General features: G+C 71.4%; 10 protein-coding genes. 9 read left to right on the top strand and 1 reads right to left on the bottom strand.

What is annotated here, in order from left to right:
• Positions 1 to 65: 65 nt before the first annotated feature.
• The 5 genes from AC1PLR_RS08285 to lpxK are packed head-to-tail and all read left to right on the top strand — an operon-like array spanning position 66 to position 6,416.
• A complete protein-coding gene (locus AC1PLR_RS08285; protein ID WP_481103236.1) occupies positions 66 to 2,618 on the top strand; it encodes a DNA internalization-related competence protein ComEC/Rec2 in 2,553 nt (850 codons plus the stop codon).
• Positions 2,512 to 3,174: a MotA/TolQ/ExbB proton channel family protein gene (locus tag AC1PLR_RS08290; RefSeq protein WP_029562039.1), complete on the top strand. Its 663-nt coding sequence runs from the start codon at positions 2,512 to 2,514 to the stop codon at positions 3,172 to 3,174. The genes AC1PLR_RS08285 and AC1PLR_RS08290 overlap by 107 nt, the downstream gene beginning before the upstream one ends.
• 4 nt (positions 3,175 to 3,178) lie before the next feature.
• Positions 3,179 to 3,616, top strand: coding sequence for an ExbD/TolR family protein (locus tag AC1PLR_RS08295; RefSeq protein WP_010342642.1), 438 nt, complete (start codon positions 3,179 to 3,181; stop codon positions 3,614 to 3,616).
• On the top strand, positions 3,613 to 5,385 hold the full coding sequence (gene msbA / locus AC1PLR_RS08300; protein ID WP_481103237.1) for a lipid A export permease/ATP-binding protein MsbA: 1,773 nt from the start codon (positions 3,613 to 3,615) through the stop codon (positions 5,383 to 5,385). The genes AC1PLR_RS08295 and msbA overlap by 4 nt, the downstream gene beginning before the upstream one ends.
• Positions 5,382 to 6,416: a tetraacyldisaccharide 4'-kinase gene (gene lpxK, locus AC1PLR_RS08305; RefSeq protein WP_104609562.1), complete on the top strand. Its 1,035-nt coding sequence runs from the start codon at positions 5,382 to 5,384 to the stop codon at positions 6,414 to 6,416. Before msbA ends, lpxK begins: the two co-directional genes overlap by 4 nt.
• A 241-nt stretch (positions 6,417 to 6,657) precedes the next feature.
• Here the strand turns inward: lpxK and AC1PLR_RS08310 are convergent, their stop codons facing one another.
• The gene (locus AC1PLR_RS08310) at positions 6,658 to 8,844 is read right to left on the bottom strand and encodes a TonB-dependent siderophore receptor (protein WP_481103238.1); all 2,187 of its coding nucleotides are present in this window, start codon (positions 8,842 to 8,844) and stop codon (positions 6,658 to 6,660) included.
• A 214-nt stretch (positions 8,845 to 9,058) separates the two neighbouring features.
• Between AC1PLR_RS08310 and kdsB the strand changes: the two genes are divergently transcribed.
• Genes kdsB through uvrC form a run of 4 tightly spaced genes read left to right on the top strand, consistent with a single transcriptional unit; the run spans position 9,059 to position 13,600 of the window.
• Entirely contained in the window at positions 9,059 to 9,841 is a 783-nt protein-coding gene (gene kdsB, locus AC1PLR_RS08315; RefSeq protein WP_481103239.1) for a 3-deoxy-manno-octulosonate cytidylyltransferase, read from the top strand.
• Positions 9,838 to 10,326 carry a low molecular weight protein-tyrosine-phosphatase gene (locus AC1PLR_RS08320; RefSeq protein WP_481103240.1) on the top strand — a complete coding sequence of 163 codons (489 nt, stop codon included), beginning with the start codon at positions 9,838 to 9,840 and terminating at the stop codon, positions 10,324 to 10,326. The genes kdsB and AC1PLR_RS08320 overlap by 4 nt, the downstream gene beginning before the upstream one ends.
• The gene (locus tag AC1PLR_RS08325; RefSeq protein WP_010342635.1) at positions 10,323 to 11,744 is read left to right on the top strand and encodes a hypothetical protein; all 1,422 of its coding nucleotides are present in this window, start codon (positions 10,323 to 10,325) and stop codon (positions 11,742 to 11,744) included. Before AC1PLR_RS08320 ends, AC1PLR_RS08325 begins: the two co-directional genes overlap by 4 nt.
• Complete coding sequence (gene uvrC / locus AC1PLR_RS08330) at positions 11,741 to 13,600, top strand: excinuclease ABC subunit UvrC (RefSeq protein WP_010342634.1); 1,860 nt, start codon at positions 11,741 to 11,743, stop codon at positions 13,598 to 13,600. The genes AC1PLR_RS08325 and uvrC overlap by 4 nt, the downstream gene beginning before the upstream one ends.
• Position 13,601: the final 1 nt, after the last annotated feature.

A 13,601-nucleotide genomic window follows, 5' to 3' on the forward strand; every position in this document is an offset into this window, starting at 1 on the left:
TTGTGGATGCCCGCGCGGAGTCGTGTCGTTGCGTCCGATTCGCCGATGCCATGGAGGGCAAGTACATGCAACTGGCAGCAGAGGCCGTGCCGCGTCGAGACGTCGCTGGCGTTGGCGGGTCGCGCTGGCCGGCACCGGCGCCGTTCGGCGCTGCGGTCGCGGCCAGCCTCGCCGCCGGCGTGCTGGTCGCGCTGTGGCTGCCGCGCCTGCTGCCCTGGCCGCTGGCCGTGGCGATCCTGCTCGTCGGGGCGGTGCTGTACGTGGCGGCGCCGCGCTGGCGCTGGCTGGGGGCGTTCGCGATCGGTGCCGGCTGGCTGGCGTTGGTCGCCGGCATGGTGCTGGCAAGGCAGTTGCCGGCCGACTGGGAAAAGCGCGTGGTCGACGTCCGTGGCCAGGTGGTGGAACTGCCGCAGGCGGAGACCCGCCGCACCCGCTTCCTGTTCCGCGTGGACAGCGACGCGGCGCAGCCGGCGCCGGTGCGCGGGCGCCTGCTGCAACTGGCGTGGTACGACGACTTCGGCACGCACCAGGCCGGGCCGCGCAGCGCCCTGCGCGCCGGCGCGCGCTGGCAGTTGCAGGTGCGCCTGCGTGCACCGCGCGGCTTGAGCAATCCTGGTGGCTTCGATGCCGAGGCCTATGCGCTGGCGCAGCGGATCAGCGCCAGCGGCTACGTGGTGGCGCCGCGTGCGGCCACGCAACTGACGCCGGGGCAGGGCATCGACGCCTGGCGTGCGGAGATGTCCGCACGCATCGCCGCGGCCGTGCCGCAGGCCTCGGCGCGCTACGTGCAGGCACTGGCGCTGGGCGACACGCGGCGCCTGGACGATCGCGACTGGCGCATCCTGCGTGCCGCCGGCCTGACCCATCTCATCGCCATTTCCGGCTTCCATGTCGGCCTGGTCGCCGGCGCCTTCGCGTTGCTCGGCGGCGGCCTGTGGCGGCTGTGGCCGCAACTGGGCCGCTACTGGCCGCGTCGCCAGGCCGCGGCGGCGCTGGCGCTGCTGGGTGCCGGCGGCTACACCCTGGTGTCGGGCATGGCCCTGCCGACCGTGCGCACCGCGCTGATGATCGCCGTGGTGGTCGCGGCCCGGCTGTGGCGGCGGCCGGTGCGGGTGGTCGACGCGCTGGCACTGGCTGCGATCGCCATGCTGCTCTGCGACCCGCTGGCGGTGCTCTCGGCCGGCTTCTGGCTGAGCTTCCTCGGCGTCGCCTGGCTGGCCTGGTGCATGCCCGACGCCGGCCGCGGCTGGCGCGAAACGTTGCGCAGCTTCCTGACCGCGCAGGGGGTGGCCACGGTCGGCCTGCTGCCGGTGAGCACGATGCTGTTCGGGCAGGCCTCGCTGGTCGGGCCGCTGGCCAATCTGCTGGCCATCCCCTGGTGGAGCCTGGTGGTGGTGCCGCTGGCCCTGCTCGGCACCGCGCTGGAGGCGTTGCACGCCGGTGCCGGGGCCTGGCTGTGGCGCCTGGCCGCGGCCTGTTTCGACCTGACCTGGCCGTTGTTCGTCACCCTGGGCGAGAGCCGCTTCGCCCTGCGCTGGCTGCCGGAGGCGCGCGACTGGGCACTGCCGCTGGCCCTGCTGGGCGCGTTCTGGCTGCTGTTGCCGCGCGCCGTGCCGGGCAAGCCGCTGGCGGCGCTGCTGTGGTTGCCGTTGCTGCACCCGCCGCTGGAGCGGCCACGGCCGGGCGAGGTCGATCTGGTGATGTTCGACGTGGGGCAGGGGCTGTCGTTGCTGGTCCGCACCGCCCACCACCAGCTGCTGTACGACACCGGGCCGGCGGTGGAGGACGGCTACGATGCCGGCGAGCGGGTGGTGGTGCCGGCGCTGCATGCGCTCGGCGTGGCGCGGCTGGATCGCGCGGTGATCAGTCATGGCGACAACGATCATGCTGGCGGCCTGGGCGCGGTGCGCGCGGCGTTGCCGATCGGCCTGGTCCAGGCCCCGGCTGGCGCGCCGTTGCCGGTGGACCGGGCCTGCGAGGCCGGCGACGCCTGGGAGTGGGATGGGGTGCGCTTCCAATTTCTGCACCCGGCGCGGCACTTTCCCTATCTGCGCAACGAGTCCAGTTGCGTGCTGCGCGTGGAGACCGCGCACGGTGCGCTGTTGCTGGCCGGCGACATCGGCGACGTGGTCGAGCGCACGCTGCTGCGCGAGGCGCCGCAGGCGCTGCGCGCCGAGGTGGTGGTGGCGCCGCATCATGGCAGCGCGCATTCCTCGCAGCCGGCCTTCGTCGCCGCCACCGGCGCACGCTTGGTGCTGGTCTCGGCGGCCTATGGCAACCGCTTCGGCCACCCGCATCCGGGCGTGGTGGCGCGCTGGCAGGCCGCCGGCGCCGAGGTCGCCGGTACGCCGCAGGGCGGTGCGCTGCGCGTGTGGCTGGGGCGCGCCGGCCCGCAACTGCGCGAGCGGCGGCCCTGGCGGGCGCGGCTATGGGACGCGGCGGAGCGGGCGCGGGCGGCTGCTATCCTATCGGCCAGTGAACGAACGGCCGAGCGTGCCGGAGGGTTGCGACGTGTGGGAACTGGTCAAGGCCGGTGGCTGGCCGATGGTGCCGTTGCTGCTGTTGGGCGTGGTCGCGCTGGCGATCGTCCTGGAGCGGTTCTGGAGCCTGCGCCGTAGCGAGGTGTTGCCGCCGGGACTGGGCCAGGAAGTGCGCAACTGGGCCACGCGCGGCAAGCTCGATCCCACCCACATCGAGTCGCTGCGGCGCAATTCGCCGCTGGGCGCGCTGCTCGCCGCCGGCCTGGACGTGCGCAACCGCCCGCGTGAGATCGTGCGCGAGCGCATCGAGGACACCGGCCGGCATGTCGTGCACCGCATGGAGCGCTACCTGAACGCGTTGGGCACGATCGCCTCGGCCGGACCGCTGCTGGGCCTGCTCGGCACCGTGGTCGGCATGATCCAGATGTTCCTGGGCATCCTCGACCATGGCCTGGGCGATGTGAACCAGCTCGCCGGCGGCATCGGCAAGGCGCTGGTGTGCACCGCCACCGGCATGATCATCGCGGTGCCGGCGCTGATCTTCCATCGCCATTTCAAGGGCCGCATCGCCGGCTACGTGATCGAGATGGAGCAGGAAGCCACCGCGTTGACCGATGCACTGGACGGCCACGGCCGTGCCGTGGCGCCAGCGGCACGCGGCGCCGCGTCGAACGCCGCGACGGCCAAGGGCTGAGCCGGTGCGGATCCGCGACGACCGTGGCCAGGACGAGCCGCACATCGACCTGGTGCCGTTGATCGACGTCATCCTGGTGCTGATCATCTTCTTCGTCGTGACCACCACCTTCGATGCGCGTTCGACGCTGCAACTGCAGTTGCCCAACGCCAGCGACCGCAATGCGCCGCCGCCGGCGCGCGCGCTGAGCGTGCTGATCAACGCCGACGGGCATTACTTCATCAACGACCAGGAAGTGCTGCGCACCGACGTGGAGTCGGTCAAGCGGAGCATCGCCCAGGTCGCCGGCGACGACCGCGAACAGCCGGTGCTGCTGCGCGCCGACGCGCGCACGCCGTACCAGGCGGTGGTCACCGCGCAGGACGCGCTGGGCCAGCTCGGATTCCGCCGCATCGCCATCGCCACTGCCCCCGAAGTCAACAGGGACGGAAGCTCCAAGTGAATGTACCCACCGACGTGCCCGTCCAGGATTCCCCCTGGCGGACCTATCGCCGCCTGTTGTCCTATGCCGGCGGCTACCGCGGCCTGCTGCTGATCGCCGCCGTCGGCGCGCTGCTGGAAGCGCTGGCCGGCTCCGGCTTCCTGGCGCTGATGAAGCCCATCACCGACGAGACCTTCATCGCCCGCAACCGCGAAGTGGCGATGTGGCTGCCGCTGCAGATCGTCGGCCTGTTCGTGCTGCGCGGCATCGCCGGCTACGTCACCGACATGTCGATGGGACGCGCGGCGCGGAGCATCTCCCGCGATTTCCGGGTCAACGTGCTGGACAAGTACCTGCGCCTGCCGGGCAGCCGCTTCGACGCCGAGCCGGTGGCCTCGATGCTGGTGCGGCTGGGTTCGGACAGCGAGCAGGTGGCGCAGGCCGCGGTCGACGCGATGAAGGTAATGGTGCAGCAGACCCTGCAGATCGTCGGCGCGCTGGCGGTGATGCTGTGGTACAGCTGGACCGTGACCGTGACCATCCTGCTGGTGGCGCCGCCGCTGGCCTGGGTGATGGACCGCGTGGCCAAGCGCTACCGGCGGGTCAGCCATCGCATCCAGGAGAGCAACGCGGAACTGATGCAGTCCGCCGAGCAGGCCCTGTCCGGCAACCAGGAGGTCAAGGTCTACGGCGCGCGCGCCAGCGAGATGGAGCGCTACCAGCACCTGGCCGACACCAACCTGCATCTGGCGATGAAGGTCGAATCCACCCGCGGCATCTCCTCGGCCGCGGTGCAGTTGCTGGGCGCGATCGGCCTGGCCGCGCTGCTGCTGATCGCCGGCCACGAGGCGCTGGCCGGGCGCCTGACCGCCGGCGAGTTCGTGTCGCTGATGACCGCGATGATGGCGATCATCCCGGCGCTGAAGAACCTCACCAACGTGCAGAACATGCTGCAGCGGGGCGTCGCCTCGGCGCAGCGGCTGTTCGTGGTGCTGGATGCGCCGGAGGAACAGGACAGCGGCACCCGCCACATCGAGCGTGCGCAGGGCCGGATCGAGTTCCGCGAGGTCACCGCCGCCTATCCGGGGCAGGCGCGGCCGGCGCTGGCCGAGGTCAGCTTCGTCGCCGAACCCGGCACCGTCACGGCCATCGTCGGCCGCTCCGGCAGCGGCAAGTCCAGCCTGGTCAAGCTGATCCCGCGCTTCTACGATCCGCAGTCCGGGCAGATCCTGCTCGACGGCCATCCGCTGCAGGAATACCGCCTGGAGGATCTGCGCCGGCAGATCGCCCTGGTCGGCCAGCAGGTGATGCTGTTCGACGGCAGCATCGCCGAGAACGTCGCCTACGGCGAGATGCGCGACGCGGGCCCGGCGCAACTGCAGCAGGCGATCGCCGACGCCAACGCGATGGAGTTCGTCGAGCACCTGCCCGAGGGCGTGCAGGCGCAGGTCGGGGCCAAGGGCGGACGCCTGTCCGGCGGCCAGCGCCAGCGCCTGGCGATCGCCCGCGCCATGCTGAAGGACGCGCCGATCCTGATCCTCGACGAGGCCACCGCGGCGCTGGACAACGAATCCGAGCGGCTGGTGCAGGACGCCTTGCACCGGCTGATGCCCGACCGCACCACGCTGGTCATCGCCCACCGCCTGTCGACCATCGAACACGCCGACCAGGTGCTGGTGATGGACCACGGCCGCATCGTCGAGCGCGGCACCCACAGCGAACTGCTGGCGCTGGGCGGGGTGTATGCGCACCTGCACAGCATGCAGTTCCGCGAAAGGCAGTTCGGATGAGCGAGCGCGGGCCACACACCCCCGCCTATTGGTACGGCACGGGTTCGCCGCCGCTGCACGCGCGTGTGCTGACCCCGCTGTACGCGGCGGCGATCGCGCTGCGCCGTGCGCTGTACCGGCGCGGTTGGCGCAAGCGCCACAGCATCGCCGCACCGGTGGTGGTGGTCGGCAACCTCACCGCCGGCGGCACCGGCAAGACGCCGCTGACCATCGCCCTGGTGCAGCGCCTGCGCGACGCCGGCTGGAGCCCGGGCGTGGCCAGCCGCGGCTACGGCCGCAGCCAGCCGCAGGAGCCGCGCTGGATCGAGCCGGGCACCTCGGCCGAGCAGGGCGGCGACGAGCCGGTGCTGATCGCGCGCAAGACCGGGGTGCCGGTGCGGGTGGACCGCGACCGCGTCGCCGCGGCGCGCGCGCTGCTGCAGGCCGGCTGCGACATCGTGGTCTGCGACGACGGCCTGCAGCACTACCGCCTGCAGCGCGACATCGAGATCGAGGTGGTGGACGGCCAGCGCCGCTATGGCAACGGCCGCCTGCTGCCGGCCGGGCCGCTGCGCGAGCCGGTAGCGCGCGGCAACGAATGCGATTTCCGGGTCATCAACCTGGGCCAGGCCAGCGACAGCGGTGCGCTCGAAGCCGGTTTCGGCGAATGGGCGATGCGCCTGCGCATCGACAGCGCGCAGCCGTTGCGCGGCGGCCGTGCGCGGCCGCTGCGCAGCTTCGCCGGCCAGCGCGTGCACGCCGTGGCCGGCATCGCCCATCCGCAGCGCTTCTTCGACATGCTGCGCGCGCAGGGCATCGGCGTGGTCCCGCATGCCTTTCCCGACCACCACCAGTACCGCGCCGCGGACCTGGCTTTCGGCAGCGAACTGCCGGTGCTGATGACCGAGAAGGACGCGGTCAAGTGCGCCGCCTTCGTCAACGATTGGTGCTTCAGCGTGCCGCTGGTCGCCGAACTGCCGGCGGCGTTCTGGATCGGCCTGCTGGATCGGCTGGACAAGCTGCGCGGCCGCGCCGGCGAGTCCGGCGACTAGCGGCGCGGCGCATCGGCTGTTTCCTGCGCAATCGCGCCGGATCCACCGTCTTCCGTAGGAGCGGCTTCAGCCGCGATGGGGCGTTACCGGCAAGGCCCGTCGCGGCTGAAGCCGCTCCTGCAGGACGCTCAAGACGCTTCCGAGAGGTGCCTGGAGGCACGCAGGCGGCACGACGCTCGGGGCTGCTGCGCCGCTCGTCGCCGCCCACGCCTTGAGCGCCGCGTTGCGTCGGCGAACCGCACTAGAACCGGTAGTTCAGCGACAGCGCGGTGTTGCGCGGGGCGCCGTAGTAGCCCTGCGCCCAGTACAGGCTGTTGATGTACTTGCGGTCGGTGACGTTGTAGACGTTGAGCGTGGCGCTGAACTGCGGGGTGAAGTCGTAGTGCGCCATCAGCCCGAGCAGCGCGTAGCTGTCCTGTCGGGTGAAAATCTCATTGCCGCTGGTGTCCACGGCCTGCTGGTCGCGGGAGATGTCGCTTTGCCAGGTCAGCGTCGCGCCCAGCTTCAGCGCTTCCCACTGCGGCACGGTGTAGGTGCTGGCGAGCTTGAAGGTGCGGCGCGGCACGTAGGTGCGCACGTTGTTGCCGGCGTCGTCCTTGAGGCTCAGCTGGGTGTAGCCGGCATTGAGCTGCCAGTGTTCGCCGAGCCGGCCGGCGATGTCGAACTCGTAGCCGGTGGAGGTGGCGTCCACCGGCTTGTAGGTCTGCAGCGTGCCGACGTAGGCATCGGCTTCGGCGGTGTTGTCCTGCTTGGCGCGGAAAATGGCGAACGAGGCATTGACCCGCTGCTGCAGCCACTGGCCCTTGATGCCCAGTTCGGCGTTGCTGCCGGTGATCGGGTCCAGCACCCGCAGGTTGCGGTCCAGTTCGGTCTGCGGATTGAAGATCTCCGCATAACTGGCGTACAGCGCGTAGTTCGGATCGAAGGTGTACACCGCGCCGACGAACGGGGTGGTCTTGCTGGCGTCGTAGACGTGCTGCACGCCGTAGTTCTGGCCGCGGCTCTCGATCCTGGTGTGGTTGACGCCGGTGATCAGCTTCAGCGCATCGCTCAGGTTCCAGCGCGCGGTGGCGTAGGCGCTGCGGCGGATCATGTCGAACGCGGCGCCGGTCGGCGCGGTGGTGAACGCTGGCAGGGCGATGTCGCCGCTCCAGTTCTCCAGGCTGGGCAGGGCGAACCAGGCGCTGGTGTCGCTGGAATCGGGGTAGGTGGAGACCTGCGAGACGTCGATGCCGGCCCACTTCACCCCGGCCACCAGTTCGTGCTCGCGTCCGCCCAGCACGAACGGGCCGCTGGCGTAGAGGTCGGCGTACTTCTGGGTTTCGTGGCTGACGTAGCGCGAGGGATAGGAGTACAGCCCCAGCCCGGTGGCGCGATCGGGCGTGCCATAGGCGTAGAACAGGTTGCCGTCCGACTCCAGCTTGCGGTAGTTCAGCGCGGCCTTGAGCTGCCAGCCGCCGCCCAGCGCCTGCTGCAGTTCCACGAACGCGCGCTTGTCGGTGCTGTTCCAGTACGACCAGTCGGCCGAGGTGCTGGTCGAGCGCGCATAGTGGGTGGCGCTACCGTCGCTGTAGTACAGGGGCAGGGCGCCCCACATGCCGCCGTGGGGTTCGTTCTTCTGGTCGCTGGCGCCCACGCTGAGCAGGGTGCTGTCGCTCAGGTCGGCCTCGACGATGCCGTAGACGCTGCGCTTCTTCAGCGAGTAGCGGTCCAGGTAGCTGTCGCCGTCCTGGCCGGCGGCGACGATGCGTCCGCGCACGCTGCCGCTGTGGTTGAGCTTGCCCGACAGGTCCGCGTCCACCCGCCGCATGTCCCAGCTGCCGGCGGTGACGCCGACGCTTCCCTGCAGGTCCTGGGTCGGGCGCTTGCGCACGAAGTTGATCGTCGCCGACGGGTTGCCGGTCGAGGACAGCAGGCCGTTGGCGCCGCGCAGCACCTCCACGCGCTCGTACATCGCCGTGTCCAGGTCGCCCTCGGCACCGCCGTTGGTGAACGGCAGGCCCAGCCCGTCGACCTGGAAATTGATGATGTCGAAGCCGCGCGCGGTGTAGTAGGTGCGGTCGGTCTCGATCTTCTCCACGTTGACGCCAGTGGCCAGCGCCAGCACGTCGTTGGCGTTGCGCAGGCCGAAATCGTCCATCTGCTCGCGGCCGATGCTGCTCACCGATTGCGGCGTCTCCAGCGGACTCAGCACCAAGCCAGTACCGGTGGCGCTGGGCGGCGGGGTATAGCCATCCTTGCGCTGCGCGACCACATCCAGCTTCTCCAACTCGGTGGGTTGCCGGTCGCCGGTCGCGCTGGCGTCGGCCTCGGCGGCGCCGGCCGCAGCCGGCAGCAGCAATGCGGCGATCGCCAGGCACAGCGCGCGGCGCGTGGTGGCGGAGGAGGGGGGTGCAGCGGATCGGAGCGGATGGGCGGGGAGGTTCATCGGTGGGGTCTATAGAATGGGCGGAAGGCAACGCGGTCGTCGCGCCAGAGGCTGTCGCAGCGGCACGCGTGCTGGGACAGTCCGGTCGTCGAATGGCGAATGCGAACTATTCTCAATAATTGACGGAGAAAGATCAATTCATGGCCGGATTCGCCCCGCTCCCGCACCTGTCTGCCGCCGCCAGTGACGTTCCCACCGTCGGCGCGGTGGCGGCATGAGCGCCGCTTTGCCGCCGTTCGTGGTCGCCATCCCGGCCCGCTATGCCGCCTCGCGGCTGCCGGGCAAGCCTTTGCGTGCGCTCGGCGGCGAGCCGCTGATCCGCCACGTGGCCCGGCGTGCGCTCGCCGCCGGTGCCACGCAGGTGTGGGTGGCCGCCGACGATGCGCGCATCGCCGCGGCAGTGGCCGACCTGGACGGCGTGCATGTGACCACGACTTCCAGCGACCACGCCTCCGGCACCGACCGCCTGGCCGAGTGCGCCGACATCGCCGGCTGGGACGATGCGACCCTGGTGGTCAACCTGCAGGGCGACGAGCCGTTCGCGCCGGTCGCCGGCATCGTCGCGGTGGCCCGGACCCTGGCCGACAGCGGCGCCGAGATGGCGACCCTGGGCACACCGGTGGACGCGGCCGAACACCTGTTCGATCCCAACGTGGTCAAGCTGGTGCGCCGCGCCGACGGCGATGCGCTGTACTTCAGCCGCGCGCCGATCCCCTGGCACCGCGACGCCTTCGCCGCCTCGCAGGCGCAGCTGCCGCTGCCCGGCCCGTGGCTGCGGCATATCGGCATCTATGCCTATCGAGCCGGCTTCCTGCGCCGGTTTGCGGCGATGCCGCCGGGGCAGTTGGAGCGGATCGAGTCGCTGGAACAGTTGCGGGTGCTGGAAGCCGGCTTCCGGATCGCGGTGGCGCTGTCGCCGGCGCCGTTCCCGCCGGGCGTGGACACGCCCGAGGACCTGGCGCGCGCCGAGGCCTATCTGCAGGGCGGCCAGGCATGAAGCTGCTGCTGGTGTGCCTGGGCAACATCTGCCGTTCGCCGATGGCCGAGGGCGCGCTGCGCCACCATCTGCAGCGCTCGCCGCTGGCGAGTGTGGTGGAGGTCGACTCGGCCGGCACCGGCGACTGGCACCGCGGCGAGCCGCCGGACCGGCGCGCGGTGGCCTGCGCGGCCGCGCACGACGTGGACATCGCCGGCCTGCGCGCGCGGCAACTGCGCGACCGCGACTTTGCCGAATTCGACTGGCTGCTGTGCGCCGATGCGGCGAACCTGCGCGACGTGCAGCAGCGCGCACCGGCGTCGGCGCGCGAGCGCGTGGCGCTGTGGCTGCCGTGGGCCGGCGTGCATGGCCGCAGCGAGATCCCGGATCCGTACACCGGCGGCAGCGCGCAATTCGAGCAGGTCTGGCAACTGGTAGACGAAGCGGCCGCCGGCAGCGTGGCACGACTGTCCGCCGACCTCGGCTCCGGCATAATCGGCCGATGAATTCCATCGCCGCCCTGGAACTTCCCGCGTCCGGCGCCTGGCTCAACGCCGAGCCGATCCGCCTGCGCGATCTGCAGGGCCGGGCGCTGGTGCTGGCCTTCGTCAATGCCGCCTCGGTGTGGTGCGCGCAGCGCCTGGCCGAACTCGGCCAGTGGCAGGCGCGCAATCCCGGACGGCTGCAGGTGATCGTGGTGCAGGTGCCGCGCTTCGACAGCGAGCGCGAGCCGCAGCGGGCGCTGAAGCTGCTGCGCAGCCAGGGCGTGTCCGCGCCGATCCTGCTCGATGCCGATTGGGCCGCCTGGCAGCGCTTCGACATCCAGGCCTGGCCGACCCTGGTGCTGATCGACGCCGGCGGTGTCGAGCGCGAGCGCCTGGTCGGCATCGGCGGCGCCGAACTGGACAAGGCGCTGCACGCGCTGTGCGCCGGGCAGCCGTTGCCGCTGGACGAGGACCTGCGCGACGCCCGCGAGACCCAGCCGGAGCCGCGCCTGCCGCTGCGCTTCCCGACCGGTCTGGTGGTGGCCGACGACCTGCTGTATGTGGCCGACAGCGGTCATCACCGCATTCTCGAATGCAGCACCAATGGCCGCGTCCTGCGCCAGTTCGGCATCGGCACCGCCGACTTCATCGATGGCGCGATCGGCGAGGCGGCGTTCCACCGTCCGCGCGGGCTGGCGCTGGAGCGCGGCGTGCTGTACGTGGCCGATACCGGCAACCATGCGCTGCGCCGGATCAACCTGCTCACCGGCCAGGTCGACACGCTGTGCGGCAACGGCCGCGCCGGCGAGCCGGTCGAGGGGCGGGTGGAGCAACCGTTGCTGGCGCCGCTGAACCATCCGCAGGACGTGGTGATCGCCGACAACCAGGTGCACCTGGCGATGGCCGGCGACAACCGCATCTGGAGCTACGACCTGGGCAGCCGCAGCCTGCGCTGGCGCGCGGGCGCCGGCGCGCTGGAGCTGCGCGACGGCAGCGGCCACCTGGCCGCGTTCGCGCAGCCGTGCAGCCTGGCCGCGGTGCAGCAGGTGCTGTACGTGTGCGATGCGCTGGGCTCGGCGGTGCGCTCGATGCAGTTGCGCGGCGACCTGGTGCAGACCCTGCTCGGCGGCCAGGGACCATGGGATTTCGGCAACGAGGACGGGCCGCGCAGCCGTGCCCGCCTGCAGTTCCCGCAGGCGATCGCGCTGAGCCCGGACGCGCCGCTGCTGTGGATCGCCGACAGCGGCAACGGCAGCCTGCGCAGCCTGCGCCTGGGCGGCGGCGAACTCTCCACCGCGGTATTGCCGCGGCGCCTGCACGGTCCGGGCGGGCTGGCGGTGAGCGCGGGCACCGTGTGGATCGCCGAGACCGATGCGCATGCGGTGCTGCGCTACGACATCGCCAGCGGCGAACTGCGCGATCTCGCGATCGGCGAATGAGTACCCCCGAATTGCCCCCGTTCGACGGCAAGGCCTTTGCCGCCAACCTCAGTACCGCGCCCGGCGTCTACCGCATGTACGCCGCCGACGACACCTTGCTCTACGTCGGCAAGGCCGGCGCGCTGCGCAAGCGCGTGTCCAGCTACTTCAGCGGCTCGCCGAAGAATGCGCGGACCATGGCCATGCTGGCGCAGGTGGCGCGGATGGACGTCACCGTCACCCGCAGCGAGGGCGAGGCGCTGCTGCTGGAAAACCAGCTGATCAAGTCGCTGTCGCCGCGCTACAACGTGTCGCTGCGCGACGACAAGAGCTATCCCTACGTGCTGCTGACCCGCGAAGAGTGGCCGCGGATCACCCTGCACCGCGGCCCGCGCGCGGTGCCCGGGCGCTATTTCGGGCCGTATCCCGGCGTCACCGCGGTGCGCGAGACGCTGAACCTGATGCACAAGCTGTTCAAGCTGCGCAGCTGCGAGGACAGCGTGTTCCGCAACCGCTCGCGGCCGTGCCTGCAGTACCAGATCGGCCGCTGCAGCGCGCCGTGCGTGGCGCTGGTGGCGGCCGACGAGTACGCCGAGGCGGTGCGCCGCTCCACGCTGTTCCTGGAAGGGCGCAGCGACCAGCTCGGCGAGGAACTGGTGCAGGCCATGCAGGCCGCCAGCGAGCGCCTGGAGTTCGAGCGCGCCGCGCGCCTGCGCGACCTGCTCGGCTCGCTGCGCAGCATGCAGAGCCGGCAGTACGTGGACGGCCGCGCCGCCGATCTCGACGTGCTGGCCTGCGCCACCCAGGGCGCCAACGCCTGCGTGCTGCTGCTGGCCTTCCGCGACGGGCGCAATCTCGGCACCCGCGCGTTCTTCCCCAAGACCAATGGCGAGGACAGCGCCGCCGAAGTGCTGGGCGCGTTCGTGTCGCAGTACTACGTCGAGCACGCGCCGCCGCGCGAGGTGCTGCTGGACCGCGAGATTCCCGACGCCGAGCTGATCGAGGCGGCGCTGAGTTCGGCCGCCGAGCGCAAGGTGCAGCTGAAGTGGAACGTGCGCGGCGAGCGCGCCGGCTACCTGGAGCTGGCCAGCCGCAACGCCCAGGCCACCCTGGTCACCGAACTGACCAGCCGCAACGCCCAGCACGCGCGCAGCGAGGCGCTGCGCGAGATGCTCGGCCTGGCCGAGCCGGTCAAGCGGGTGGAATGCTTCGACATCAGCCACACCATGGGCGAGGCCACGGTGGCCTCGTGCGTGGTGTTCGACGCCAGCGGCCCGGTGCGCAGCCAGTACCGCCGCTACAACATCAGCGGCATCGAGCCGGGCGACGACTACGCGGCAATGCGCCAGGCGATCGAGCGCCGCTTCCGCCGCGCCGCCGAAGGCGAGGGCAAGGGCGATGCGGTGCTGCCGGACGTGCTGCTGATCGACGGCGGCGCCGGCCAGTTGGCGCAGGCCACCGGTGCGCTGGCCGACCTGGGCGTGGACGGGGTGCTGCTGATCGGCGTGGCCAAGGGCGCCGAGCGTCGCGCCGGCCACGAGACCCTGGTGATGCCGGACGGGCGCGAGTTGCGGCCGGGCGCGGCGTCGCCGGCGCTGCAGTTCATCCAGCAGGTGCGCGACGAGGCGCACCGCTTCGCCATCACCGGCCACCGCGGGCGCCGGCAGAAGGCGCGCATGACCAGCAAGCTGGAGGACATCCCGGGCATCGGCCCGCGGCGCCGCGCCAGCCTGCTCAAGCACTTCGGCGGACTGGCCGGGCTCAAGGCCGCCGGCGAGGCCGAGATCGCGCGGGTGGAAGGGATCAATGACGCACTGGCTGCACGAATCTACGCTAACCTGCACGGGCTGCCGGTACCCGATCCGGCAGGCGAGTAGA

It is taken from the genome of Xanthomonas sp. NCPPB 3570, assembly GCF_056725115.1.